Here is a 24,821-nt window from a genome sequence, read left to right as displayed (position 1 = left end):
GATTTAAAAATTCTTCCAGAAAAGCTTATAAACGAACCCCCCAAAGTGGCGATAGGTTGAGTATTAAGCTCATGAGGTGAGATAAATGGCTATCTGGCAGGGAAGGTCACTCAAGAAGCCTTCAGGCGGAAGGATTATCCTCGCTAGGAAGAAGAGGAAGAGGGAACTCGGAAGGGAGCCGGCTTTCACCAAGGTTGCTGAGGAGAGGGAGAAGAGGAAGATAATCAGAACCTACGGTGGAAACCGGAAGGTCAGGCTTATCGAGGCCCTTTACGCCAACGTTTTCGAGAACGGCAAGGGCAAGAAGGTCAAAATCATCAGGGTTATTGAGAACCCCGCCAACAGGCAGTACGTCAGGAGAAACATAATCACCAGGGGTGCCATCATAGAGACCGAGGCCGGAAAGGCCATTGTCACCAGCAGGCCCGGCCAGGACGGCGTTGTCAACGCGGTTCTCATCAAGGAAGAGAGCGCCTGAATTCTTTTTCTTCAATTTGAGCTTTTCTCTCGAATCTGTCAGTGGTGGGTATTTTAACGTCCGACTTCTGGGATATGGAGCCGACGATTGGAGAGAAAAGGTCAGAGCTCAAGCTCTTCCCGGTACTTTCTAAGTTCCTTTTCCATGATCCTCTTCGCCTGCTCCTCAACCATTGGTTTGACCAGCTCTATGACGCGTCCCTTCAGCTCATCCAGACCTTCACCGTTCAGGGCCGAGATTCTGAGCGGTTCAAGACCTTTGGCCCTGACGAACTCCTCCACCTTCCTTATCTTTTCCTCGTCCGCTATGTCCACCTTGTTGAGGACGACTATGAACGGAAACTCGCCGAACTCACTGTATATTTCCTCAAACAGATGCATCTGCTCCTCTATTGGGTATCCGCAGTACTCGCTCGGGTCGAAGATGTAGACGATGACCCTTCCGAGGTGCTTGAGCGCTAAGATAGCCTGCCTCTCGACCTCGTTCCTCTCGCTCAGCGGCCTGTCGAGAAGGCCGGGTGTGTCTATGACCTGGTATTTCAGGTAGTGCTCCTCGAACTGGCCGACGTTTATGCCCTTTGTGGTGAAGGGATAGCTCGCTACTTCAGGCTTTGCGTTGGTTAGGGCCCTTAGCAGGGTGCTCTTGCCCACGTTGGGGTGGCCGGCGATGACAACGGTGGGAAGCTCAAGGTCAACGACCGGAAGGTCTTTCAGCACGTTTCTTGCCCGGTTAAGGTACTCAAGGTCGTCCGCTATGTCCCTGAGAACGTCCGCAACACGACCGTAGAAGCTCCTCCTGAGCCTGGCCATCTCGTCAGGGTCTCTGGAGTAGCGTATCTTCTCCACGTGCCTCTGCTCCAGGTTCCTTATCGTCTTTATCGCCCAGTTGACGTGGGCCAGCGAGCGGTGGAACTGGTCCCTGTCAACGAGCGTGTCAACCAGCTCCCTGTAGAACGCTGGCAGCTCCGAAACGCCCGGCGTTCTGTCCAGGAGCTTTCTGAGGTTGTCCCTTATCACGTTTGAGACCGTCCTTACCCTCAGCTCCTCCCTCTGCCTCGCCTTTGCCCTCGGGCCGCCTTTCGGAGTGAAGGCTGAGGCGGCCTTTTCGGCCCTTCTGAACGCCTTATCGATGAGCTCGTCAGCGGTAAGCACGGTCGGCATTTTTTCGAACGGGTTCTTCATCTCTCCCACCTCTCCTTTTCTCTCGCGGTGCTTAGCTTTTCGGCTGGGTATTTAAAGGTTCGCTAAAGCTCGATGGTCTTGCCTACGTGCAGCGGCTCCATCCTATCACCGAGCCTGCTCTTCAGGTATGCGTATGAATCGATGCCCGTGCAGTGGCCGGCGTAGAGCTTTTCGGCATCTGTCCCCTCGGCGACTTCATCGAGGACCTCCTTTTTGGCCCCCTTAAGGTGAAACCCCCCGATGAGGGCTTTAACCGGTTTCCCGCTGATGTCTTCCGCATGCCACGCTATGTTAAGAACTCCGGAGTGGCCGCAGCCCGTTATCACAGCCACACTCTCACCCAGGTCCACTATAAGGGCGACGTCGTCCGGAATCGAGTCCTTTTGCGGCTTCCCTCTTTCCTCGATGTAGCCCACCGTCCTGTCCCACGTGCGTCTGGGTATTTCTCCAGAACTCCAGAATCCCGGTGCGAACTCGAAAGGCTTTTCCTTGAGAACGAACTCCGCCCCGAGTTCCTCCAGCTCGTCCCTGCTGAAAGGTATGCCTATCTCCCTCCGCCTTGGCTTCATGGAGACTCTTCTTGTGAACACCCCGGGATGGGCGATGACCTTTATCGGCCGTTCCCTTTCCACAAGGAAGGCCTTCAGCCCGCCAGTGTGGTCGTAGTGCCCGTGGGTTATGAAGAGATAGTCGATTTCATTGGGATGGACTCCGAGCCTCATCATGTTGTTTATTAGAACGCTCCCATCGGCGCCGGTATCGACGAGAACTTTGACCCCTTCATGTTCGACGAGGGCGGAAAAGCCATGCGCACCAAGGAGACCCTTTTTGAACCCCGAATGGTTTTCATATATTACCGTGAGTTTCATCACACCCCCTCGAAAAGTTTATGTTCTTGGGAGTTAAAACCCTTGGTGTGGTTGCCATGGTTAACATCGGTGAATACATAGCTCCCCTGGTTTCGGGCGTTGTCGTGGCGCTCTCATCCTGGCTTCCCACCAGTCCGGAGGGTTATTCAATCATGGGGTTTCTGGAAGGTGTAACGCCGGCCTATGTGGACTACCTTGTTCCCGCGTATCTCGGCGTGACGTTTGCCGTGCTATTTTACTTTAAGGAGAAAATTGCGCTTGGGTCTCAGAGGGCCCTGCGCAGGAGTCTTGACTCGGACGTGAAATACCTTCTCTACGCTACCCTCTTCACACTCCTGATCGGTTATCCCCTGCTGGTTGGCCTGCGGGTGGTTATCGATCCCAAGGTTTCCGACTTCATCAACGCCCTCCTTGGATTTGCGATCTTTCTGTTCGCTCTCTTCATGGGCCGCTTCCGCCCTCTCCTGGGTGGGACTAAGGAGAAAATCAGCGAGGAAAAGGACGGGGCGACCCTTTTGGACTCCATAGTCTCCGGCCTGCTGCAGGGAGGGACGCTGATGGGCGGCTTTTCAAGGAGCGGGTTCGTGTTCTTCGGCCTAGTCGTTACAGGGGTTACTGCCAAGAAGGCCCTTGAACTGAGCTTTCTTATAGCCCCGGTCTATTTCATACTGAAGCTCGCCTTCGTGGGTGGATGGGATCCGGAGCTTCCTGTTCCACTGCTCTTTGCGGCTTTCCTATCGGCATTCGTGACAAGCATAGTCACGATGAAAGGCCTCCTTAAGGCCGTTGAAGTTTTCGGAGAAAGAGGTTTCATCGCTGTCTTTGGTCTGATACCTGTGTTCGTCTATTTAGTGGGGGTGATTCTGTGAAGGGGGTTATCCTCGCCGCGGGAAAGGGTGAAAGGCTTCGTCCTCTGACGGATGATAGGCCAAAGGTTATGCTCAAAGTCGCAAACAGACCGATAATTGAGTACGTGCTTGAGAATCTGGATCCCTTTGTGGATGAGTTCATAATAATCGTTCGCTATGAAAAGGAAAAGCTGATCGATGGCCTCGGGGACGAGTTCAATGGGAAGCCTATAACATATGTTGACCAGCTCCCCGGCGAAGGCACCGCCAAGGCCATAGAATCCGCCCGGGAGCAGATTGGCGATGAGGAGTTTATAGTCGCCAACGGCGATATATACTTCGAGATAGAGGGAGTGAAGGAGCTCGTTGGGGCGTTCAAAAGGGAAAAGGCAGACGCCACGCTTCTGGTGAAGGAGTTCGACGATCTGAGTCATTTCGGTAAGGTTGAGGTCAGGGAAAACCTCGTCTCCAGGGTGAGGGAGAAGCCGGGCAGTGTTTCCGGCTATGCAAACCTCGGCGTCTATATCTTCAAACCCGTCGTCTTTGAGTTCCTTCAAAAGACCCCCCTCAGCAAACGCGGGGAGTATGAGATAACCGACACAATAAACCTCATGATAGGGGACGGAAAACGGGTTGCCTACGCGGTTTATTCCGGCTACTGGAACGACGTTGGCAGGCCGTGGAATCTTCTGGAGCTCAACGAATATCTCCTGAAGAACAAGCTGAAGCACAGCATCAGGGGTATAGTTGAGGAAGGCGCCACGGTAGTTCCTCCTGTGGAGATAGGGGAAGGGACGGTTGTAAGGAGCGGGGCATACATAGTCGGGCCGGTGAAAATAGGAAGAAACTCCCGCATCGGGCCGAACTGCTTCATAAGGCCATACACAAGCATCGGCGACAACTGCCATATAGGCAACGCTGTGGAGGTCAAGAACTCGATAATAATGGACAACAGCAACGCTCCCCACCTAAACTATGTTGGAGACTCAATAATCGGCGAGAACACAAACCTCGGTGCCGGCACCATCACGGCAAACCTGAGACACGACAAGGGCACCATAAAGGTCGAGGTTAAAGGGAAACTTGAGGACTCCGGGAGGAGAAAGCTCGGAGCCATAATCGGCCACAACGTCAAGGTAGGTATAAACGTGAGCATATATCCCGGAAGGAAGATAGGAAGCAACTCGTTTGTTGGGCCTGGGGTGATAGTCGATAGAAACGTTCCCAGCGGGAGTCTCGTGGTTGTGAAACAGGAGAAGGCGGTGATGAAGAGATGAATCTGGAAGCCGCTGTTCCCTACGTTAATTTTTTCTCCCGGTGGGTTCTGTTCATCGCCGTTGCGTACAAGGCTTACCAGACCCGCGACAAGGGCTGGGTTCTTCTGAGCACGGCGTTCTTCATAAACGCTCTGGACGTTGAGAGCTATATATTCAGGCCCCTTGGGATCCATATGGCTCATGAGGCGTACAGGGTTGCCTCGCAGATACCGAACTTCTTTATAGCGACCCTTCTCCTCTGGGGGGCCATCCACCTCAAATACGCTACGAGCAAGCTCAAGCATGTCGTCTTAATCTCGGTGTTTCTGGCCGCTTCGTACGTATGGCTGTTCCTGCTGGCGGCCAACGTTTTCAATGACAACTTTGTGGTGGAAACGGTATTTCCAGCTTTTGCCTATAGCTTTGCCCTCATATACTTCAGCAGGATTTTGATTGAGAAGGAGATATCAACCCGCAGTATAGATTCGCTTTTCCCGTGGGGACTGATACTTCTGGGTCTCCTCAACTTTACATATCCGGTAGTTAGGAACGTTGAGTGGCTGGCCCCGAGCGCCTTTTTCCTTGGTGCTGTTTTCAGACTGGTTGCCGCGGTTGGCGCGTTTAAGTTCGTCTTCATACCGTTTCCCCCAGCAGAAACCCAACCTCCATCTTCCAAGACAACTCATCCGGGGGCTTTTGTATACCCCTCCAAAGAGAAGGTCTCAGAGAAGTTTGGAAATATCAAAGAACTCTCAAACCTGATTGTGATAACCAGGGAGGAGCTTGACAGTATCAGGGGGAAACTTCATCCGAGCGCTTTGGTGTTCTGGGTTACGAGGGTGATTGAGGGGGAGATACATAAGTTCCCCGAAATATACGCGATAAGTCCAACCAAAATCGATATACTGACCGACCTGATAGCCAAAGCTGTGGAAAGCGGCTACCGCGTTCTGTACATAGACGCCGTGGAGTACCTGATAATAGAAAACGGCTTTGAAAACACTCTGAAGTTCCTTCTAAATGTAAAGGATCACCTGCTGGTGGCGAACGGTACTATAATACTGGTGGTGGATCCAGAGGCTCTGGATCCCCTGCAGAGAAGAATTTTAGAAAGAGAATTTCCGGGGAAGTAATCCCCTCACTCCAGTCCCATCTTTTCCAGGAAGCGCTTGTAGTAGTGGGTGTCCTTCTCAAGCTCGGCCTTCTGAAGGAGCTGTCTCTCGATCGCCCTGAGGGCGTCATGGACGGCCTGTATTGCACCCCAGGTTTCACCCGTCGCTATGAACACTCCCCTATCGGTGACAACGCGCATCCTGGCCTGGTAGAGGTGAACTCCCCTGAAGCGCTCGTTGAAGCGCCTGATGTAGAGGTAGATTATGCCCTCCTGTCCGAGGAGGTCTTCGTATCCGTCAACGAAGCGCCTTACGTCCTCTATTATTCTTTCCCTGGTAAAGTCGCTGAGTACTGAGGCATCACCGCCCAGCTGGAGGTAGAAGCGAACCTCCTTCTCGACCATTCTTGAGATGGGCAACAACATATCCTTGACCGTGAGAACACCCTTGACCCTGTTGTTCTCGTCGACGATTATCAGGCCGTCAATGTCGTTCTCTATCATCGTGGCGATGGCCTCTCTGAGCTTGGCGTCAGGGGATATTGTTATGACCCCCCTTATCATGACGTCGCGCAGCTGCATGCTGAACGGGGGTATCTTCTCGCCCGCAACCTCGCCGTACTGGGCCCTGAAGCGGGGTTTGATGAACCTTATGATGAGGTCGTGGAGCGTAACGAGACCTTCAAGTTTGCCCTCCTCGTTGACTATCGGTATCCTTGATATCGCGTGGTCGCGCATCGTTGCGAGTGCCTTTGCTACGGTATCGTCGGGCCTGAGGGTTATGACGTCCTTGGTCATGACCTCTTCGACCTTCCTCTTTCCGAACTCACCCTCTGCTACCCTCTTGAGCAGTTCTATATCGCTTATAACTCCGATGATTTCAGCCTTGCTTTCCCCAACCGGGAGGGAGCGCAGGTCAACCTCAATCATGAGCTTGGCGGCCTTGCTAAGGTCCTCATCCGGCTTGATCACCGGGGCGGTCTTGTAGACATCTTTAACTTTGGCCTTGGTTGGGTCCCACTTGAGGTGGGAGCGTACTATAAGGTCCTGGGTCAGGACTCCTTTGTACAGGTTTCCGTCGAAGACCAGAATAAGGTCGGGGTCTTCCTTCTCAAAGATTCCGATCGCCTCAGAAAGCGGGGCGTCGATGTCTATTTTCTGGAACCTGTCGGTCATAACCTCCTGCACAAGAATACCGACCATTTCTGCCACCTCCTTTCACTTATTATTAGGGCGGCCGAGAATTTAAACCTTTGCAACCGGGAGATTTTTAGTTAATTTGGGTTAATAAATTTTTCGCGGAAAGATTTATAAAATTCCCGTGAGAACTCACCATCGCGCCGGGGTAGCCTAGCCTGGGAAGGCGCGGGACTCGAGATCCCGTGGGCGTCCGCCCACCAGGGTTCAAATCCCTGCCCCGGCGCCAACTGCCGAGCCCGAGAGGGTTCTAACCTCCTTCATATTCTTGAACCTCACTCAAAAGCATGGACTTGAGATCCCGGAGCCTGTTTTCAGCAAATCTACAAAAGAAGAAAGGGGTTCAGGTCGTTATGTACGCCCCATCCTTTTCCACTATAACCGTGTGCTCGAACTGGCTCACCAGGCCGCCGCGGACTTCCCTGAGTATCTGATAGCTGTACACGGCACCAACCCTGTCCAGCTGGGCCAGAGCCAGTTTGAGCTGTCCCTCAGGCATGAACCCCTGCAGCCAGCGGTAGGCGAAGGGGAGTCCGTTGTACTCCTTCTTTATGTGCATGAGAAGCCTCCTGGCCTGTGCCATTCTTACCGGCCTGTCGCGGATGTGCATGAATATAAGCGCCGGGGGGATCTCGATAACCTGTCCGGCACCGGTGGTCGCGAAGGGCTCTATCGCTATGACGTCCCCCTCCTTGAGGACGTAGGTGTCTGCAGGGCGGTAGATGTTCGGTATGCTTATGCCGGAGTGAAGCTTGTAGCGCTCTATCTTGTGGCCGCTGAGGTTGACTATCGGGTTGAAGCCGTAGCCCCGTATTGTTTCCTCTATGGCCTTCCCAATCTCGCTGATTTTGACGCCCGCGCGTATCACGCTGATGGCGTTTTCGAGGGCTTCCTTTGATGCCGCCATTAAGTCGTCTTCCTCCATACCAACCCTGAAGGTTACTGCCGTGTCCGCTATGTACCCATCAACGTGGACACCTATGTCCACCTTTAGGTAATCCCCCTCCCTGAGTATGGTATCATCGCCTTTGTATGGGGTGTAGTGGGCCGCGATTTCGTTTATTGAGAGATTACAGGGGAAGGCAGGTTTTCCCCCAAGTTCCACTATGCGCCTTTCCACGAACTCAGCAATATCGTAGAGCTTTACCCCGGGTTTTATCATGTCTGAGACTTCTTTTTTCACCCGCCTTGCTATCTCTCCCGCCTTTATGAGAGCATCTCTCTCCTCCACTTTCTATCACCGGGATAAAAAGGCCACATATCCCCTTAAACCTTTCCACTCCGGGAAAAACCTTTTATTTAATGCAGACCCTACCTCTACGGTGGGCCCATGCTAGAGCTCAGGAAGTACATTAACATCTCGGATGACATCTTCGTGGTTAAAAATCTCATCGGGGCGATCCTTCAGGGTGTGGGGCTGGCATACCTCTTTCCGGTGTTGCTCGCATGGTTCTACCCCGATGAAATAAGGTACGTCGTTTACTTTGCCCTCCCCGGAGTCTTCTCGATACTCCTTGGGGCATGGCTGGCTAGGCATATGGGGAAGGTGGAGGATGTTAATCTGAGGCAGGCTATGGTTTCTGCGGCCTTTACGTGGCTCTTTGCCTCCTTCATAAGCGTTATACCCTTCATCTACATAGCCAATATGTCCTTTGTTGACTCGTACTTCGAGAGCATGAGCGCCTGGACAGGAACTGGCCTTACTATGATGAGCAACCTGGAGAGCTACCCCCATATAATCCTCTTCTGGCGTTCCTGGATGCAGTGGCTCGGTGGTATAGGCATTGTGCTCGTCGCGTTGACGGTTCTCATCCGCCCTGGTGTTGCCGCCGCAAGGCTCTACCGCGCCGAGGCACGGAGCGAGAGGATAGTTCCCAACCTGGTCAACACATCGAAGGTCATCTTCCAGATATACCTTGTCCTCACCCTTGTGGGTGTGTACCTCTACTACATAAATGGCATGCCCTTATTCGATGCTGTTATACACTCCATGACAGGTCTTGGCACTGGTGGTATGAGCAGTCACGACCTGAGCATTGGATTCTTCAACAGCACATCGATAGAGGCAGTTACGATATTCCTCATGATAATGGGTGCCGTAAACTTCACTGTTCACTACCGTCTCTTCAAGGACAGGCATCTCAAGCCCTTCTTCGAGGACGTCCAGGTTAAGTACATGTTCATCTTTCTGCTCCCGGCGATAGCGGTTATAGCCCTCAGTCTCACCCAGGTTGGAGATACCATAGGTGATGCCCTGAGACAGGCGGTTTTCCACTCGGTTTCGGCTATAACATGTACCGGATTTGGAATCGCAGACCTGAGCAAGTACCCGGAGCTGGGCAAGTTCATCCTAGGAATTCTCATGGTGATAGGCGGCGGTGCAGGAAGTACCGCGGGTGGTATAAAGCTCATACGTGTCATACTGATGTACGAGAGCTTGAAATGGACCCTCCAGAGCGCCATACTGCCAAAGGGTGCCGTTATCAAGAGGAAGGTGGGTAACTATATATTCAGCGAGGAGGACATCCAGGAGGTCATGAGCTTCACCATGACATACTTTGCGTTCCTGCTCATAGGAACCGTCTACACGATGCTCCGCATTGGGACAAGCCTCACGGATTCTTTCTTTGAGGTCGCATCTGCCCAGGGCAACGTTGGACTCAGCGTAGGCATAACCTCCCCGGCACTACCAGTTGACATGAAGATACTTCTGATACTCCACATGTGGATAGGGAGGCTGGAGATATTCTCGACCCTCGTCTTCATAATAAGCGTGTTCTTCCTGGCCCCGAGGATGGTGAGCAGGAGATGAACGTCATCACCGTGGAGAACCTCAGCTTCAGGTACAGAAGGGCCGCTGAATACTCACTGAAGGATGTCAGCTTTGAGGTCAGGAAAGGAGAGATGTTGGGGATAATCGGACCGAGCGGAAGTGGAAAATCGACCCTCTGTCTGACCCTCAACGGCATCATCCCCCAATCTATAAAGGGGGAGTTCTCGGGTGATGTGGTGATAAGGGATCCAAGGACGGGTGAGGAGTACAACACGAAGGAAACACCCGTCTCAAGACTCTCCACGGTGATTGGCCTTGTTCTTCAGAATCCAGAGAGCCAGCTCTTCAACATGACGGTCGAGGAGGAGATAGCCTTTGGGCTCGAAAACCTCGGGTTGGAAAGGAACGAGATACTGAGGCGTCTCCGCTGGGTGCTGGAGGTAACCGGACTGAGTGGTCTTGAGCGAGAATTTCCGCCCAACCTCAGCGGCGGCCAGCAGCAGAGGCTTGCCATAGCTTCCGTTCTGGCCATGGAGCCTGCGGTTCTGGTTCTTGATGAGCCGACGTCCCAGCTGGACCCCGTTGGGAGAAGAGAGGTTCTGGGATTGATATCCCTTCTCCGGAAAGAGCACGGCATGACAGTGATTCTGGTCGAGCATCACACGGACTACATACTCCGCTTTGCCGACAGGGTTCTCGTTATGGACGGTGGGCATGTGATAATGGAGGGCACCCCAAGGGAGCTTGCGGAGGAGGTCGAAACTCTGAAGAAACTCGGGATAAAACTGCCCCCAAGCCTTGAGATCTCCCACGAGCTTAGGAAGAGGGGAGTTATCAAAGCTCCTGCCCTTACTGAGGAGGAGCTTCTCTCTTGGACAGGACATCCTTGAGATTGAGCGACTGCCCGAGTAGGGAGTGTTTGAGGTCGTAGAGTTTAAGCATGACTTCAAACCTTGCCTCAGGATCCTCTATATCCTCCGCGATCTTGAATGCCGCCTCCAGTATTCTGAGGGCTTCCTCCCTGTTTCTATCTCCCTCAATCTCGGCCAGATAGTATAGAGCCATCGCCCTGTGGAACGCGCTTGAGATGTGTTCGATTATGAGCCTGGCCTTTTCAACGTCTCCCGCACGGTAGAACATCTCGGCCAGATGAACCAGCACAACGTCCAGCTTTTCAGGTTCGCGGACCATCTTCATGGCGTAGCCGGCTTTTCTGAGGAGACCGGAGTTTATGAGCCCCATCAGGATGTCCCTGACTATGTCGGCGCTGTCTCTGGCGAGGTTTATTGCGGTTCTCAGGGCGATATCCCCATTAAGCTCATCGTTGAGAAGATAGAACAGAACAGCCAGATCGCCCAGGAGTAGCGCCCTGTAACGTGGATTGAGGAGGGAGTTAACAGTTGGTATAAGTTCCTTTACCCTCTCAGTCATCCGCCCCATATCGTCCAGTTCTCCCTTTTCCCTGGCTTCCCTGAGTCTCTCAAGTATTGAGCGCAGGAGCATCCTCAGGGCGAGGAAGAGGTTGGATTCGCTCTCAAGTTCTCCTGTGAGTTCAATAGCCCTATCTATCTCACCCATTCTGAGGGCATCTTCAATCTCCTCAAGCACCTCAAGCTCCGATTTTTTCCTCCTTTCACTCAGGGACTTGAAGAACTCATCCAGCTTCCCCATGATCCACCTCCTTTTGGAGCATCAGCTCCAGATACGAGCGCCTCTCGAACTTTTTAACCCCCAGGGACTCCAAAATCTCCCTGAGTATCCTCACGGTCTCTTCCACTACCTCCTCTCCCTCGGCCAGTGCCTCGATTTCTATGAACTTGCCCAGGCCGTTGACTTCATCAAGGTCTATTATGATGCCCTTGTCCACGTAGTACTTTTCCCGGGTCTTCTCTATTGTGAGAACCTCCTCAAAGCCCAGGCTCTCCAGAATTTCAAGGTGCTTATCCGGGTCACTTATTTGAACCTCTATCTCCTTCCTAGTCTTTGAGTTCCTGTCTATTTTTGGCCCCTTGTACGTTAGAAAGGCCTCAAAATGTCCGTTGAAGCGCCTTATCCTTATCCTCAGCGCCTCGTCCGTTTCGGCGAAGTCCCGACAGGGGTGGCGGAAGTACGTGTCCTCATGGTACTCGGTTCTTATCAGCTTAAATCTTTCCCGAACCCTTTCAAAGACCCCGTCGTCTGCGTATCCCTTAACCTCGATCTCTATCATGGTTTCGCCCCCAGACTTTTTTCAATCCGTTTCAGACAGGTGGGGCAGTAAAGGGCGTCTTTAATGTCGGTGTCAATGATGGAGTTTGAGAAGTGCATTACGCACCTCTTGTTCGGGCAGTGGGGTAGGCCAAAGACGTGACCCAGCTCGTGCATCGATTCCTTGACAGCCCGCTCTATGTAGAGTTCCTCGTTGGGTTCCTCCCCATAGAACTCCGGCCTCAGTCTGAACGTCGAGACGATGGCAGTCCTGAGTCCTGTGTGGGCAAGGCCGAAGATGAAGTTCAGGCCCTCTTCATACAGGTCAAGCCGGGTTATCCCCAGCACGGCACGCGCCCCTTCCTTTTTACCGATATCATGGAGCACCGGAAGGAAAGCCCTTCCAATGTACTGGCGTCTCAGGGGGTTATACGCTCCCAGAAATTCTTCTTCAGGAAGGACGTCTGCCCTCTCGATGGAAAAACCGAACCTTGAGTAGTATGAATCAACAAACCTGGTGACTGCCCGCAGAATGTATTCCTCAACGGCCCCTACGGGCACCAGAAGTATCGTCCGAGTATGTGGTGGGAAGTCTCCTTTCAGTCCGGTGTTCACGCCCCACATCAGTATCTAATTCGTGGCAGAGGAGATAAACCTTTCCCGGGAAGAAAGAGAAGGAAAAATCTTACGGGGTGAGGTCGCTCACGGGGTGAGATCCATCTCCCGGAGCTCCTCAAGGAAGTGCTTGGCAAGCCTAATCGTCATGTCGATGTCCCTGAGGTCGGCCGTCTCGACCTGGCTGTGCATGTAGCGTATGGGAATGCTGAGAACTGCGGTGGCGACACCCTCGCGGTTGATCTGCATGATGTTGGCGTCGGTCCCCGTCGGCCTCGGGGAGGCCTCAACCTGGAGTGGAATCTCGTACTTCTTGGCGACCTCGTCGGCAAAGGCACGAACCTTCGGGTTTATGTTCGGGCCAACGTCCATCACCGGCCCGCCGCCAAGCTTCGGAACTATTTTGCCCTTGTCCCCAACCTGCTTGGCGAAGGTGACGTCCATTGCTATGCCTATTTCCGGGTTGATCGCATAGCTGGCAACGCGCGCCCCTCTCAGTCCAACTTCCTCCTGGACGGAAGCGACGAAGTATATGTCGGCCTCATGGTTCTCGACGGCCCTGGCCGTCTCTATCATAGCGTAAAGGCAGACACGGTCGTCGAGATACGGCGTAGCAATCCTGTTCTCATTGAGCCGAACGAATGCAGGCGCAAACTCGCCGATGGTTCCAACCCTGAATCCCATCTCCTCGGCTTCCTCTTTGCTGTCGGCTCCAACGTCCACAACGATGGTGTCCCAGTCAGCGGCCTTCTTCCTGTCCTCCGGCTTCTGGAGGTGCGGCGGTATGTGGCCTACCACCCCATAACGCTCGCCCTTCTCGGTGAAGAACCTTATCCTCTGGGCAACCAGGGTTCTCGGGTCAACACCGCCGACGCGGACAATGTGGAGGTAGCCCTCCTTATCGATGTGGTTCACCATAACGCCTATCTTGTCCATGTGCGCCGCTACCATAACTTTCGGACCGTTTCCCTTTTTGTGGGCGATGACGTTGCCGAGCCTGTCGACGTAAATCTCGTCGACGTAATCCTTCAGGGCCTCGATGACGACGTCCCTTATTCCAAGGAACTCATACCCAGAAACTCCGGGGGCTTCGACGACCTTCTTAAGCAGTTCCATGTCCACCATGGCTTTCGCCTCCTTTAGATTACCATCTGAATGTGTTTGCCCGTGTTAATAAGGTTTGCGAAAGAAAAAGATAGGGGGACTCAGCCCAGGATGACCTGCAGGTAGGCCTCCTCCTCGGGCTCAAGGTGCTCTATCTCCCACACAATGAGCCCGTCCTTGATCTCCGCCCTTCCCTTGGTGGCCTTGACCTCTATTGCGTTGACACCCTTCTCGAACCTGAATCCCTCCATGACCCTGAGCTTTGGCGCTCTAACCTTGACGAAGTAATACCTGTCCAGCATCTCCTCCTGGATTATCGGCCTGAAGAAGGCTAAGTAAGATGTTCCAGCCAGCAGAACACCCGCTATCAGCAGTATCGCCGCCAGCGGCCCGTAGTTCTTTGGGGGCTTCGCCGGAGTCGTCGTTGTGACGGCCGGTGGAGTGGTGGTAGTCGTTGGGGTCTGCGTTGGCTTAGCCGGCGGGGCAACTTTCACACTGGTTTCCCCTCCCATGTACCTGCTGCTCTCCGCGCGGAGCATTATAGTTCCGTAACCCGTTTTTTCCAGGTCTATCTCGGCGATACCGGATGAGTTCGTTGCCGAGTAGTCCTTTCCGAGGGGCCCTGAAGCGGTGACGGTTATGTTAGGAACCGGCTTTCCGGTCGAGTCCACCACCCTCACCAGGAGGGTCTCGTTTTCCTGGGTGGCGCTCAAAAAGAGCTTTCTGACCTCGACGAAGGTCGTCACTATCTTTCCATCGAGATTCAGAACGACTTCGTATGTTCCCGGCTTCTCCACAAGGTATGAGACCGTTCCACCGTCGTCTGTTTTGAAGGGGATTCCGTTTATCTTAACGGAGATGTCCGGCACTCCCTGCCTGTTTTCGTCGTAAACGTGGACGTATATTGCTCCGTCCTTGAAGTACGCATCGTACCTCAGATTTCTCTGATAAACGCGGAACGTTGCCCTCTTGCTCTTGAACCTTCCGCTGAAGTTGGCCCAGAAGTACACCGAGTAGTCCCCGACTCTGGGAGTCGTTAACTTCAGCTCCTTAACCCAGCTCTCTCCGGGTCTGAGGTATATGGTCGTGGTAAACGTCTCCAGAACGGTTCCATCGCGTGAGAGGGTGTACCCGAGTCTGCCTATGATGACCCCGTTTGCCTGGGACGTTATCTTAAGCAGTGCCGTAACGTTGCTGCCGTAGGTGTACTCATCGTTGACGTCTATCCTCAGGGCGTAGTCCACCAGAGTCTTCACGCTGATCGTTATCCTGGCCTCCGAGTAGCTTGAACCCGCTCTGGCCACGATGGTCAGGTTGTACCTTCCCGGGTCGAGGTTGAGGAGTTTGACGGATATTGTATCCTGAACTGTGCCATTCGGTTCAATGGGCTCCCTGATGACCTTGCTTCCGTATAGAAAACCCTCCGCGGGGCCGGTAACGTACACTGTAACGTTTGATACGGTCTGGTTTCCCAGATTCCTGAGCTGGAAGGGAATTATTATGGTATCTCCCGGGACACCGGTAAAGTTGTCGTTGAGCGGGACGATTACAAGAGGCGACTGGGCGCTCACCCTCGGGAGAAAAATCGGGATCAGCAGGATTATCAGCAGTATGGCCTTAGACTTCACCCCTTACCACCCCTTCGAGGGACCTCTGCCTTCCGATAACTTCGTCAAAGGTAAGATAGTTCTTTGTTTGCAGGCTGACCTTATAGTTTTTGCCGCTTTTTTCGAGGCTCTCCGGCAGGAAGAAACGCCAGCCGTTGTTTATGAACTTGACCGCTATAACCGGCTTTGCGCCGAACTTTCCTGCAAAGGAGACGAGCTTTTCATAATCCTCTCTGCTGAAGTAGAGCCTTTCCTCTCTGGTACTCTTCACCTCTATGCAGAGGTGAACCTTTCCGTTGCCGGCCACGATATCGACCTTCTTGCTCCCGGCGGAGCGCACCACCGCGAAACCGGCCTTTTCGAGCATCTTTATAAGCTCCCTTTCCGCGCCCGCACCCCTTCTGTACTTCATTGCACTCCCTCATCCTATATTGCCCGGTTAGGTTTATAAGCTATGTCGAGGAGTTAAGGCCGGTGATTGACATGGCGATTTATGAGTTGGCCGGAAAGAAGCCTAAAATTCACGAGACCGCTTTCATCGATGAGACCGCTTCGGTCATAGGCGATGTCGTTCTTGAGGCAAAGACAAGCGTCTGGCCGTCGGCTGTTCTGAGGGGTGACATAGAGAGAATCCATGTCGGCGAAGGCTCTAACATCCAGGACAACGTCAGCATACACACCTCCCATGGACAGCCCACCATAATAGGCAAGTACGTCACCATCGGTCACAATGCAGTGGTTCACGGCGCTGAAATAGGCGACTACACCATCATAGGTATGGGTGCCGTCATACTTGACGGAGCGAAGATAGGCAAGCACGTCGTCATCGGCGCCGGCGCTCTCGTGCCGCCCGGCAAGGAGATACCGGACTACAGCCTGGTCGTCGGCGTTCCCGGCAAAGTCGTCAGGCAGCTCAGCGAGGAGGAAATCGAGTGGACGAAGAAGAACGCCGAGATTTACATCGAGCTTGCCGAGATGCATCTCTCAGGCAGGAAAAAAATTGAGTGATGGTCATGATTTCCCGCCTCCTCTCCCACGTTCCCCACATTTTATTCAAGCCCGTCTATGACCTCTACGAAAGCTACCTTCTGGACAGGGTTAAGTCCGGGAGAATCCCGAAGCACGTGGCCATAATAATGGACGGAAACAGGAGATGGGCGCGGAAGCTGGAGAAGCCCCCGTGGTACGGCCACCTTTTCGGCTCCCGGAAGCTTGAGGAGATACTTGAGTGGTGCCGCGAGCTCGACATAAGGACGCTTACCGTTTACGCCTTCTCCACCGAGAACTTCAAGAGAACTCCCGAGGAGGTAAACGCCCTCATGAACCTCTTCGAGGAGAAGTTCAAGGAGCTCGTGGAGGATGAGAGGGTTCACAAGTACGGAATCCGGGTGAACGTCCTTGGGAGGAAGGAACTCTTGCCTGAGAACGTCAGGAGAGCCGCGGAGGAGGCGGAGAAGGCCACGCGGAAGTACGGCAACTATACCCTCAACATCGCCCTTGCCTACGGGGGAAGGAGCGAAATAGCCGATGCCGTGCGGGACATCGTAAGGGATGCTCTGGCCGGAAGGATAAAGCCGGAGGACGTTGATGAGGAGCTCATAAAGGAGTACCTGTACTATCCCAACATGCCCGACCCAGACATAGTCATAAGGACCGGCGGGGAGGAGAGGATAAGCAACTTCCTCCTGTATCAAATCGCCTACAGCGAGCTCTTCTTTGTTGACGTTTACTTCCCCGAGTTCAGGAAGATAGACTTCCTCAGAATCATCCGCGAGTACCAGAAGAGGCAGAGGCGCTTCGGAAGGTAGCGTTTCTCCATCGCTCGCTTCCCCACCCAGAACGACCCTTTTTAAAATTTTCCGCTAAAGCTTATTAACGTTGGGCACGATTTCCTCACGGTGGTGATTAATGGCCTACGGTGAGCTGAGTCCGAGGATCAAGAAGGTCTATGCCCAGGTGAGATACCTGGATGACTATCACTGGGAGATAAACGGTGAGAGCATCATCGGGGTCCACAAGAAGAGCAACGTCAGGGTCACAATAGAGGTCGCCGACAACAGGGAGCATGCTGAGAAGATGGCCGAAAACGGGGCCAAGGGGATAAGGATAATAGCCATACCAGACAAGAGCGTCTTTTTCGTCCACAACGGGGTCTTCATACTCACATACCGCTATCTTAAGGCAACCCTGGCGGATATAAACGACCACATAGTCTGGAGCGGGTTCAAGGTAGTCGAGAACGATGGGGGTTTAATCCAGGAGGACTTCTACGAGTACCTCGGCGGGGCTCTCATCAACCACATCAAGAACAACATGCTCGCCGGCCAGGACTACGTATTCTGGCAGTTCTACAAGTGCAGGGAATGCGGAAAGTACGTTGACGTCGAGAGCCTTGAGAGGCACCTCAAGGGGCACGGGATAAAACACCACGAGCAGAGTGAAGAGCGCTATGAGGTCTTTGAAATAAACTTCAGAGACGGCAAAATCTACGACAAGTACGGTAAGGAGGTTCCCCTCAAGGAGTTCAGCGAGGAGGCAAAGGACTTCCTCGACGAGATAATGGCGGGTATGACGGGGACATGATGTACTTTACAATGTTCTTCCCCTCAACTTTATGGGGGGAAGGCGAATGGAAATGAACGTCATCGACCTCTTTCGGGAGGAATACCTCCCGGGTTCCACCGTCAGCATTGTCTACGACGCCTATTCTTCCGCTTGGAGGATACCCCTCCTTCTCCTCAGGCACGCGGTTGAGAACGGCCGCGTCAGTATAATATCCAACTACTTGGGCCCCATCAGGTCGTTCATAAGGAAAGCGAGCACGGTTGGCTTTGATATGGAAAGGGCACTTCGAAATGGCGATGTGGCTGTTATAGATCTCTTTGGAACAAGATACGGCTCAAGGGAGTCCATTCCAAACGTTTTTTATCTGGACAAAGTCGAGCCGGAGACCCTCAATCCAAAGATAGACCGCATATACAACACCCACCTGAAGGACCTCATTCAAGACCGACCGGTTTTCCGTCTGGTTTACACCCTCGATGGAGTCTCTCTGCTCCTAGGGGAGGACAATACTCTGAAGCTTCTCAACCAGACCCTCGCATCCAGAACCCACCAGCTTCCAGACTCCATACTGGTGCTGGCCCTCAACAGAGACGTTGTCTCGACCAGGTTTGTGGCGTGGGTTTCGGGGATAAGCGATTATGTGATCCTTGCCAAGTCCTGGCTTGAAGAAACGGGGCTTAAAGAATCACTGTATCTGCTATCCGCACCTTACGAGGACTTTGAACCGGAGATGTACTCGTTCCGCGTTACAAAGAGAAAGGGGATGGAAAAGCTGAGGGTAAGAAAAATCAGCCCCTAAACTTGGGCCTCTTTGATAGGAGGAGCGGCAGGGGCCTCGGCTTATACGGAAAGCCCTCGGTCTGGCTCCTTATCTCCTTTATCAGGTCTTCGAGCTGCATTTCTACCTGCTTTCCGTCGCTCCTTCTCCTGACGGTTATCGTGTTCTGCTCCTTCTCGTTCCTGCCGACGACGATGACGTAGGGTATCCACTCCTTCTCGGCCTTCCTTATCTTCTTGTTGAGCCTGTCGCCGGTGTCGTCGACGTCAACCCTTATCTTCGCCCCTTCAAGCTTCCCCGCCACGTAGAGGGCATAGTCAAGAACCTCGTCGCTGACTGGGATTACGCGTACCTGTATCGGGCTGAGCCAGAGGGGAAGCATTGGCTTTACGCCCTTGGCCTGCAGTTTTGCCTGCTTCTCAAGGATTGCATACATGACCCTCTCGATTGCTCCGCTCGGGGAGCAGTGGAGTATGAGCGGGTGCTTCTCCTTGCCCTCCTCGTCGTAGTAGGTTATTCCAAAGCGCTGGGCGTTCTCGACGTCTATCTGGACTGTGCTTAAAGCCGCTGCCTTGTCGAGGTTGTCCACGAAGTTGAACTCAAACTTGAGGATAAAGTAGAAGAACCTCTGATCCCACATTTCTATGAGAACCGGTTTGCCGATTATTCTCGCCAGCTCAACGACGAAGTCCTTGTTGGCCTCCCAGAAGTCTCTGGTGAAGCGTATTGCCACTTCGTAATCTTCGGGCGTTAAACCAACACCCTTAAGAACCTCCATGCTGAGCTTGTACTGCTTCTTGAACTCGGCCATTGCCTGCTTGAGGTCTTTGGCGACAGTGTGCATATCGGGCATCGTGAATGCCCTAAGCCTTCTCAGACCTGAAAGCTCACCGCTCTTCTCGCGCCTGAAGGAGTATCTCGTAAGCTCGTACATCCTGAGCGGTAAGTGCCTGTAGCTTATCGTGGCATCCTTCTTGATGAGGAACTGGCCGAAGCATGCCGCGAAGCGGAGGAAGAACTTCTTGTCTCCGCTCTTGACGACGTACTGCCTTGCAGGGAAGCGGTTGAGGTATTTCTCAAGCGCCGGGTGTTCGAAGTCGTACATAATCGGCGTCTCGACCTCCATGGCTCCGTACTCAACGACCTTCTCGGTGACGTACTGCTCAAGCAATCCCTTGATGAGCCTGCCCTTTGGGTAATAGCGGAGGTTTCCGGGGTCGCTTCCGGGCTCGTAGTCAACCAGCTCGTGGTCGAGCATTATCCTGACGTGGGGCGGCTCCCTGTCGGCTATCCGGCTCTTGCTTATTTCGTAGTTGGCGAACTTCCTGAGGTTCTCGTGACCGGTGAAGTCGAACTTGTCAACCTCAATCAGCTCGCCCTCTGGGGTGAGTATGTACCAGTAGCTTACGAGCTCCTCCTCTTTCTTCAGGGCCTCAGGAACCTCTTCGGCTTTTACCTCTCCCGTTGGAACTATCGTCCTGCTGAGCTCCGCCAGCGGGTGTCCCTTGCAGCTCAGCTTGAATGCCTTGTAATACCCGAAGGGGGCGCGCTTGACCTCGAAGCCCTCCTCCCTGAGGCGCTCCTCAAGCTTTCTGAGGACGTCAAGGGCCACATCCGGCTTTGCAAGCTCGCTGCTGAGGTGCGCAAAGGGATACACAAAGACCCTGCTGGCCTTAACCTGGCCGGCAACGTCCTTAATCTCGGTGAGAGCCTTCTCAACGACTTCTTCCGGGTTGGTCTCATCGACCCTTTCAACGCTTATGAATACAGCCAGAACCTCGTCGAGTCTGCCCTTCCTCTGCTCCTCGCTTATCGGCTCGGGATTCTTAAGGGCCTTGTCTTTTACCTCGTATTCCAAATAGTCGCTGTGTATCAGAAGCATTCTCATCCTTAACCACCACCATAGGCTCAATTGGAATTACTAAAACTTTTCCCCCAGTCTTTATAAATTCTCCCCAGATGGCAAAGGCTTAAAAAATCCTGGCGGGAACTTCCATGGAGGTGGAAGAATGGATGAAAAGAAAGGCGTAAAAAACGGTGACCTGGTTCTCCCAGGAGACTATCTCGGTGTAATCGAGGAGTACTTTCCCGGCGAGGGCGTTAAGGAGGATAATGGAGAGCTTTACGCCATCAGAGCCGGTAGAGTAAGGATAGACCCGGACAGGATGGAAATCAGCGTTGAACCCGTAACCGATACGCCGCCCCTTCCGCAGATTGGCGACATAGTCATAGCCAAGGTTATAGAAGTCAAGCCCCAGGCGGCGATAGTCCAGCTCGTTAAAATAGAGGGAAGAAACGACAGGGAGATAGCCACATCGAAGCTCGCAGGAATCCACATCTCCCAGGTGAGGGAGGGCTACGTGGATGGCATGTCCAACGAATTCAAGATCGGTGATATCGTAAGGGCCAGGGTTATAGCGAACGAGAAGAGTCCAATACAGCTCTCCACGAGGGGGCATGACTTGGGTGTCATTTACGCCCTCTGTTCTCGGTGCAGGACACCCCTAGTCCGGCGCGGTGACAGGCTCATCTGTCCCCGTTGCGGTCACGTTGAGACCAGAAAGCTGTCCGCCTATTATAGAAAACTGAAGGTGTGAACATGGCGAGGGCAAAGAAGGTAATAACGATTCACGTCCGCGACGACAGGGAGAAGGAGGAGTTCCTGAAAGAGATTCAGAGGATCCGCCTCCCGGCGTTCATTTACGTCCACGCCAAGCTCAACGACCTCAAGATAAACGTCCAGGGAACGAAGGACGACATCAGGGAGGCCATCCGCAAGATACGGGAGATACACGGCCGCGTCAGGGCTAAGCTGTATCCCGACAGGCGCGGCCTCTACCGCTACACGATAGACGACATTCTCCGGGAAGCGGGGGCGAGCGTCTCGACCCCGATACTTGTGAAAACCTTAGAACTCCTAGGTGAAACCGTTGAACTGAGGGGGAGCGAGCTGATAACGTCCATGCCGTGGGAAGAGCTGGTCTCCCTGACGGGCACTCTCGGCGAGTACCTCTCGGACATCTCCCTTCAGACCACCAGGCAGATAAGGGAGGTCATCCTCCCCGTGGCGGTTCTCAAGGATCTCGACCCCATGGAGGTCATCGACCTGCTCGTTGAGCTCGGTCTGGCCGAGTGGAAGGAGGATAAGTTTAAATACGAACTGGTGAAGAACAAGGAGCAGGCGATGAAAGAGCTCCTTAAGCACTTAGAGGGTGAGGAAAATGAAGATTGAGGTCATCAAGCGTGAGGAAAACGTCCTTGAGTTCTACCTTGAGGGCGAAGACCACACCTTCGCCAACCTGCTCAACGAGGTGCTCCACGAGAACAAGCACGTGACCTTCGCGGGCTACACCATAGAGCACCCGGTCCTCATGGCCAGGAAGCCGAAGTTCAGGATCGTCACCGACGGCAAGGTAACGCCGGAGAAGGCCCTTGAGGAGGCCGCTCAAAAGATATTCGACAGGGCCAGGGCCGTTCTTGAGGCTTGGAAGGCCGCCATAAGCGAGTGAGCCTTTTCCATTTTCTGTTCCCCACCACCTACCTAAATCCTTAAATGTTGAACTCTTCTAACCTCAAGTTGAAATTAACGGCCCCCTTAGGGGTGGAATGGTTGGAACGTTCGGGTCATCTGATGATTGTCATCATCCTGCTGGGCCTGTCAATAAGGCTCGTCCTGGCCCCCTACTCGGCTGGCAGCGATCTGGCCCAGTTCTACGGCTTTGCCGGGACTATGCTGGAACACCGCGCGTGCTTCTACGCTTACGCTGACGCAGTCGACTTCTGGAATAAGGGCTGGCCCTACCCATGGCCCTACGTCTACGGTCCGGTCATGGCTTACCTGCTCGCCTTGGTCAGGTACCTTGTCGGCGGCTCAATCAACGCCTTCTGGCGCGACGGGAACTACTACGTTTACATCGACCCGGCGTGGGCCTTTTCTGTCAAGCTGGTTTTCATCCTCGCCGACACGGCCGTGGCCATTTTCCTGTATCTTCTAATCCGCGAGAAAAGCGAAAAGCTTGCCCTCCTTGGCGCTACCCTCTATTACCTCAATCCGATAACGATACACGTCTCGGCCGTTTACGGGATGTTCGATGAACTTGCGCTTGCCTTTTTCCTCCTTGGCCTTTACCTGACACGGAGGGAGCGCCTCTCCTATGCCCTCTACGGATTTTCTCTGGCGGTCAAGCACACGCTGGTATTCCCTGCGCTTCTCTCCATCTGGGACGCCTTTCTGAGGAGCAAGAGGGCCATTCCGCGCATTGTCTCTCTCCTGCTCGGCGGCCTTCTTCCGTTCCTTCCCATGATAATCCTATGTCCATCGAGCCTGAGGGAGTTGCCAGACTTGCTCAGAGGGATGGAAGTTTCCTACACCCTTCCGGTCTCATACAGCATGAACGGGATTTCGAGCCTCGCAACTTACCTCCACATGGCGGAGGGAAAGGACACCCTTTTTCTTCTCCAGTACTGGTACATCCCGGCTCTCGTTCTCCTCCCACTGGTGTTTATCAGGCACGTATTTAGCAGAAATCTGGCCGCCTCCACGGCCCTTGCGTACACCGTCTTCACCGCCACCTACTGGCGCGTCAATCCACAGTACCTCGTCCCCCTGGTGGCGTTCCTGATACTCCTTGCCGCTTTTGATGGGGGCATCGTGACGATTCTCTCACTGTTTACCGCTGTGTACGCCGGGGTCTGGCCGATAATGCAGCCCTCGGCTTTCTGGTTCCACGTGCACGTGGAGAACCCCAACTGGACGCTCGTCCACTTCGTTGACTCGCTTACGTTCAGGATATTCTCGGATGAACCTTACGTTGCCTACAGCGTTGGCCTGACGCTTCTCCTCTACGCGGTGATACTGTCAGCCACACTGCCCTACCTCAAAAACCTTAAAGCCTGGCTCTCGGAGAGGGAGTGGGTGAGAACTTGAGGTATGGGAGAGACTTCACCGACAAGGGGCTCGCAAAGTTTGGAGATTCGCTGGTCAACTTCGTCTTCTCTCTCGCATTAAGCGAGTATCTGGACAGGCCCACCGGTGAAAGGGTTCCGAACGCATCGCTGAGCATAGCCCTTGAGCTGGCCGGACTGAGGCACGTTATCCCGCGGAGAACCGACAAGCACGGAAAGGGCGACATAGCAGAGGCAATATTCGCCTACGCGTGGCTCGAAGGGAAGATAACGGTGGAAGAAGCTGCCGGAATTTTGAGGAAGAACTTCACCGAAGACGTTACGCACTTCTCAAGGAGAAAGGAGGCAATAGGGAAGGCCTTTGCCGAGGTTTTCAAAGTAATAGGGGAGAGGTTGGGGCTGTAGGAATGCTTCCCCAGAGAGTTCTCAATATGAATTGGGCTCGCCTCTCTTCATTACACGGTTTTTGGTTCTGTGTTCTTGCGTATCTCCCGGAGGAGGCTGAGAGAGTATCCAAAGTAGAGGATGGTTATTGTGAGGTAAATGACTGCACTAATGGAAAGTCCTGTCTCAGAGAGTATAATGTATGCTGGAAGAGGAATGTAGATTGTCGCGAGTATGCTCCACAGCACGTAGTCATGCTTGGAAATTCCCCTCACCTTGCATGGGTCACTTTTGAGGCTGCCGGTTAGGTACAGCACTCCTACGGTGATAATGACGAAGATAATCGCACCCACCAGGTAGTACCTGACCATCATGTGGAAGGCAAATATAAACGCCAGGTAGTACGCTGGCAATATAATCGCCCAAGTGTATATTTTTGAGGCTCCCTCCCGGAAATTGGTTCTGTGAATAACGTCCCTGTTGCCGACCAACACCGCCAGCGAAAGCAAGAGGACTGGGGAGACCACGATTAAAAGAAAGGAAGAGAAATCCTCAAGACTAACGGCCATCTAAACCACCTTAACGTCTAACTGCGTCTTGTTTGACTGTTTCCTGGCTCTTAGATCCATTAACCCGTTCTTTCTCAGGATTTCCCCGCTCTTTTCTGTACTTCAGTCTCTTCTCCAACTCTTCCGGAGTCAGGTATTCGATCTCGGTTGAGTCCCCGATGATATATGGTTCCCGTGGGAACTTTCTACATCTCTCGATCTTTTTTACATCGCAGAGAACCCAGAGCGTCAACAGGGGCCATGTCGGCACAAACGCTAAGAGAAAGCCCCAGAGAATGGACTCAGTAACGTAGTACAGCAAGAAGAAAAGCCAAACGAAGGAGATTATAAACGCGGTGGAATACCATTTCACTGGACATCCCCTACTTTTTAGTTTTCGTATGAGGACTGTTTT

28 protein-coding genes and 1 tRNA gene are annotated in these 24,821 nt (G+C 53.3%); 16 read left to right on the top strand and 13 right to left on the bottom strand.

Annotated elements, in window-relative coordinates:
- The first annotated feature begins 85 nt into the window (after positions 1-85).
- Positions 86-478 (top strand): 30S ribosomal protein S8e, encoded by a 393-nt coding sequence (locus NUS69_RS05070; protein ID WP_258084701.1) that lies wholly within the window; start codon positions 86-88, stop codon positions 476-478.
- A gap of 101 nt (positions 479-579) precedes the next feature.
- On the opposite strand, the gene NUS69_RS05065 is transcribed toward NUS69_RS05070, so the two are convergent.
- Together NUS69_RS05065 and NUS69_RS05060 are read right to left on the bottom strand one after the other, a co-directional pair.
- Positions 580-1,659 (bottom strand): NOG1 family protein, encoded by a 1,080-nt coding sequence (locus tag NUS69_RS05065; RefSeq protein WP_258084700.1) that lies wholly within the window; start codon positions 1,657-1,659, stop codon positions 580-582.
- A gap of 62 nt (positions 1,660-1,721) precedes the next feature.
- Entirely contained in the window at positions 1,722-2,528 is an 807-nt protein-coding gene (locus tag NUS69_RS05060; protein WP_258084699.1) for an MBL fold metallo-hydrolase, read from the bottom strand.
- A gap of 56 nt (positions 2,529-2,584) precedes the next feature.
- Here NUS69_RS05060 and NUS69_RS05055 point away from each other — a divergent pair, with 56 nt between their 5' ends.
- Genes NUS69_RS05055 through NUS69_RS05045 form a run of 3 tightly spaced genes read left to right on the top strand, consistent with a single transcriptional unit; the run spans position 2,585 to position 5,765 of the window.
- A complete protein-coding gene (locus NUS69_RS05055; RefSeq protein ID WP_258084967.1) occupies positions 2,585-3,397 on the top strand; it encodes an undecaprenyl-diphosphate phosphatase in 813 nt (270 codons plus the stop codon).
- Complete coding sequence (gene glmU / locus NUS69_RS05050) at positions 3,394-4,653, top strand: bifunctional sugar-1-phosphate nucleotidylyltransferase/acetyltransferase (RefSeq protein WP_258084698.1); 1,260 nt, start codon at positions 3,394-3,396, stop codon at positions 4,651-4,653. The genes NUS69_RS05055 and glmU overlap by 4 nt, the downstream gene beginning before the upstream one ends.
- The gene (locus NUS69_RS05045) at positions 4,650-5,765 is read left to right on the top strand and encodes a DUF835 domain-containing protein (RefSeq protein ID WP_258084697.1); all 1,116 of its coding nucleotides are present in this window, start codon (positions 4,650-4,652) and stop codon (positions 5,763-5,765) included. Before glmU ends, NUS69_RS05045 begins: the two co-directional genes overlap by 4 nt.
- Positions 5,766-5,770: 5 nt before the next feature.
- On the opposite strand, the gene NUS69_RS05040 is transcribed toward NUS69_RS05045, so the two are convergent.
- Positions 5,771-6,946: a CBS domain-containing protein gene (locus tag NUS69_RS05040; RefSeq protein WP_258084696.1), complete on the bottom strand. Its 1,176-nt coding sequence runs from the start codon at positions 6,944-6,946 to the stop codon at positions 5,771-5,773.
- 136 nt (positions 6,947-7,082) lie between these two features.
- Between NUS69_RS05040 and NUS69_RS05035 the strand changes: the two genes are divergently transcribed.
- Positions 7,083-7,169, top strand: a tRNA-Ser gene (locus tag NUS69_RS05035).
- A gap of 114 nt (positions 7,170-7,283) precedes the next feature.
- Here the strand turns inward: NUS69_RS05035 and map are convergent.
- Positions 7,284-8,171, bottom strand: coding sequence for a type II methionyl aminopeptidase (map, locus tag NUS69_RS05030; RefSeq protein ID WP_258084695.1), 888 nt, complete (start codon positions 8,169-8,171; stop codon positions 7,284-7,286).
- 99 nt (positions 8,172-8,270) lie between these two features.
- On the opposite strand from map, the gene NUS69_RS05025 reads away from it, so the two are divergent.
- Both NUS69_RS05025 and NUS69_RS05020 read left to right on the top strand, forming a co-directional pair.
- Positions 8,271-9,752: a TrkH family potassium uptake protein gene (locus tag NUS69_RS05025; RefSeq protein WP_258084694.1), complete on the top strand. Its 1,482-nt coding sequence runs from the start codon at positions 8,271-8,273 to the stop codon at positions 9,750-9,752.
- On the top strand, positions 9,749-10,603 hold the full coding sequence (locus tag NUS69_RS05020) for an ATP-binding cassette domain-containing protein (protein WP_258084693.1): 855 nt from the start codon (positions 9,749-9,751) through the stop codon (positions 10,601-10,603). Before NUS69_RS05025 ends, NUS69_RS05020 begins: the two co-directional genes overlap by 4 nt.
- Here NUS69_RS05020 and NUS69_RS05015 read toward each other — a convergent pair.
- The 6 genes from NUS69_RS05015 to hjc form a co-directional block, all read right to left on the bottom strand.
- Positions 10,563-11,384, bottom strand: coding sequence for a hypothetical protein (locus NUS69_RS05015; protein WP_258084692.1), 822 nt, complete (start codon positions 11,382-11,384; stop codon positions 10,563-10,565). The two genes, NUS69_RS05020 and NUS69_RS05015, sit on opposite strands and share 41 nt — an antisense overlap.
- Positions 11,368-11,922 (bottom strand): class IV adenylate cyclase, encoded by a 555-nt coding sequence (cyaB, locus tag NUS69_RS05010; RefSeq protein WP_258084691.1) that lies wholly within the window; start codon positions 11,920-11,922, stop codon positions 11,368-11,370. The genes NUS69_RS05015 and cyaB overlap by 17 nt, the downstream gene beginning before the upstream one ends.
- Complete coding sequence (locus NUS69_RS05005) at positions 11,919-12,524, bottom strand: archaemetzincin family Zn-dependent metalloprotease (RefSeq protein ID WP_258084690.1); 606 nt, start codon at positions 12,522-12,524, stop codon at positions 11,919-11,921. The genes cyaB and NUS69_RS05005 overlap by 4 nt, the downstream gene beginning before the upstream one ends.
- A gap of 78 nt (positions 12,525-12,602) precedes the next feature.
- Positions 12,603-13,640, bottom strand: a complete 1,038-nt coding sequence (locus NUS69_RS05000) for a lysyl aminopeptidase (protein WP_258084689.1) — start codon at positions 13,638-13,640, stop codon at positions 12,603-12,605.
- Positions 13,641-13,720: 80 nt separating this feature from the next.
- Positions 13,721-15,247 carry a hypothetical protein gene (locus NUS69_RS04995; protein ID WP_258084688.1) on the bottom strand — a complete coding sequence of 509 codons (1,527 nt, stop codon included), beginning with the start codon at positions 15,245-15,247 and terminating at the stop codon, positions 13,721-13,723.
- Positions 15,237-15,638, bottom strand: a complete 402-nt coding sequence (gene hjc / locus NUS69_RS04990; protein ID WP_258084687.1) for a Holliday junction resolvase Hjc — start codon at positions 15,636-15,638, stop codon at positions 15,237-15,239. Before hjc ends, NUS69_RS04995 begins: the two co-directional genes overlap by 11 nt.
- A gap of 71 nt (positions 15,639-15,709) precedes the next feature.
- On the opposite strand from hjc, the gene NUS69_RS04985 reads away from it, so the two are divergent.
- The 4 genes from NUS69_RS04985 to NUS69_RS04970 all read left to right on the top strand — a co-directional run bounded on the left by NUS69_RS04985 (position 15,710) and on the right by NUS69_RS04970 (position 18,590).
- Complete coding sequence (locus tag NUS69_RS04985; protein WP_258084966.1) at positions 15,710-16,234, top strand: gamma carbonic anhydrase family protein; 525 nt, start codon at positions 15,710-15,712, stop codon at positions 16,232-16,234.
- 5 nt (positions 16,235-16,239) lie between these two features.
- Positions 16,240-17,034: a polyprenyl diphosphate synthase gene (gene uppS, locus NUS69_RS04980; protein ID WP_258084965.1), complete on the top strand. Its 795-nt coding sequence runs from the start codon at positions 16,240-16,242 to the stop codon at positions 17,032-17,034.
- Positions 17,035-17,134: 100 nt separating this feature from the next.
- Positions 17,135-17,809, top strand: a complete 675-nt coding sequence (locus NUS69_RS04975) for a TBP-interacting protein (protein ID WP_258084686.1) — start codon at positions 17,135-17,137, stop codon at positions 17,807-17,809.
- 46 nt (positions 17,810-17,855) lie between these two features.
- A complete protein-coding gene (locus NUS69_RS04970) occupies positions 17,856-18,590 on the top strand; it encodes a hypothetical protein (protein ID WP_258084685.1) in 735 nt (244 codons plus the stop codon).
- Here the strand turns inward: NUS69_RS04970 and NUS69_RS04965 are convergent.
- Complete coding sequence (locus NUS69_RS04965) at positions 18,580-20,457, bottom strand: threonine--tRNA ligase (RefSeq protein ID WP_258084684.1); 1,878 nt, start codon at positions 20,455-20,457, stop codon at positions 18,580-18,582. The two genes, NUS69_RS04970 and NUS69_RS04965, sit on opposite strands and share 11 nt — an antisense overlap.
- Positions 20,458-20,578: 121 nt before the next feature.
- On the opposite strand from NUS69_RS04965, the gene NUS69_RS04960 reads away from it, so the two are divergent.
- The 5 genes from NUS69_RS04960 (at position 20,579) to NUS69_RS04940 (ending at position 23,879) form a co-directional block, all read left to right on the top strand.
- Positions 20,579-21,166, top strand: coding sequence for an exosome complex RNA-binding protein Csl4 (locus NUS69_RS04960; protein WP_258084683.1), 588 nt, complete (start codon positions 20,579-20,581; stop codon positions 21,164-21,166).
- Between the two features lie 2 nt (positions 21,167-21,168).
- Positions 21,169-21,801 carry a DUF2067 family protein gene (locus NUS69_RS04955; RefSeq protein ID WP_258084682.1) on the top strand — a complete coding sequence of 211 codons (633 nt, stop codon included), beginning with the start codon at positions 21,169-21,171 and terminating at the stop codon, positions 21,799-21,801.
- Positions 21,791-22,078, top strand: a complete 288-nt coding sequence (locus NUS69_RS04950) for a DNA-directed RNA polymerase subunit L (protein WP_258084681.1) — start codon at positions 21,791-21,793, stop codon at positions 22,076-22,078. Before NUS69_RS04955 ends, NUS69_RS04950 begins: the two co-directional genes overlap by 11 nt.
- Before the next feature lie 122 nt (positions 22,079-22,200).
- The gene (locus NUS69_RS04945; RefSeq protein WP_258084680.1) at positions 22,201-23,496 is read left to right on the top strand and encodes a hypothetical protein; all 1,296 of its coding nucleotides are present in this window, start codon (positions 22,201-22,203) and stop codon (positions 23,494-23,496) included.
- The gene (locus tag NUS69_RS04940; RefSeq protein ID WP_258084679.1) at positions 23,493-23,879 is read left to right on the top strand and encodes a ribonuclease III family protein; all 387 of its coding nucleotides are present in this window, start codon (positions 23,493-23,495) and stop codon (positions 23,877-23,879) included. Before NUS69_RS04945 ends, NUS69_RS04940 begins: the two co-directional genes overlap by 4 nt.
- A gap of 50 nt (positions 23,880-23,929) precedes the next feature.
- Here NUS69_RS04940 and NUS69_RS04935 read toward each other — a convergent pair whose 3' ends face one another.
- Together NUS69_RS04935 and NUS69_RS04930 are read right to left on the bottom strand one after the other, a co-directional pair.
- Complete coding sequence (locus NUS69_RS04935; RefSeq protein ID WP_258084678.1) at positions 23,930-24,271, bottom strand: hypothetical protein; 342 nt, start codon at positions 24,269-24,271, stop codon at positions 23,930-23,932.
- A gap of 166 nt (positions 24,272-24,437) precedes the next feature.
- Positions 24,438-24,728 (bottom strand): hypothetical protein, encoded by a 291-nt coding sequence (locus NUS69_RS04930; protein WP_258084677.1) that lies wholly within the window; start codon positions 24,726-24,728, stop codon positions 24,438-24,440.
- Between the last annotated feature and the right edge of the window lie 93 nt (positions 24,729-24,821).

The sequence above is a fragment of the Thermococcus thermotolerans genome, from assembly GCF_024707485.1.
In the GTDB taxonomy this organism is placed as follows: domain Archaea; phylum Methanobacteriota_B; class Thermococci; order Thermococcales; family Thermococcaceae; genus Thermococcus; species Thermococcus thermotolerans.
Note: the sequence above shows the minus strand (reverse complement) of the source record. Positions and strands in the feature narration are given on the sequence as shown.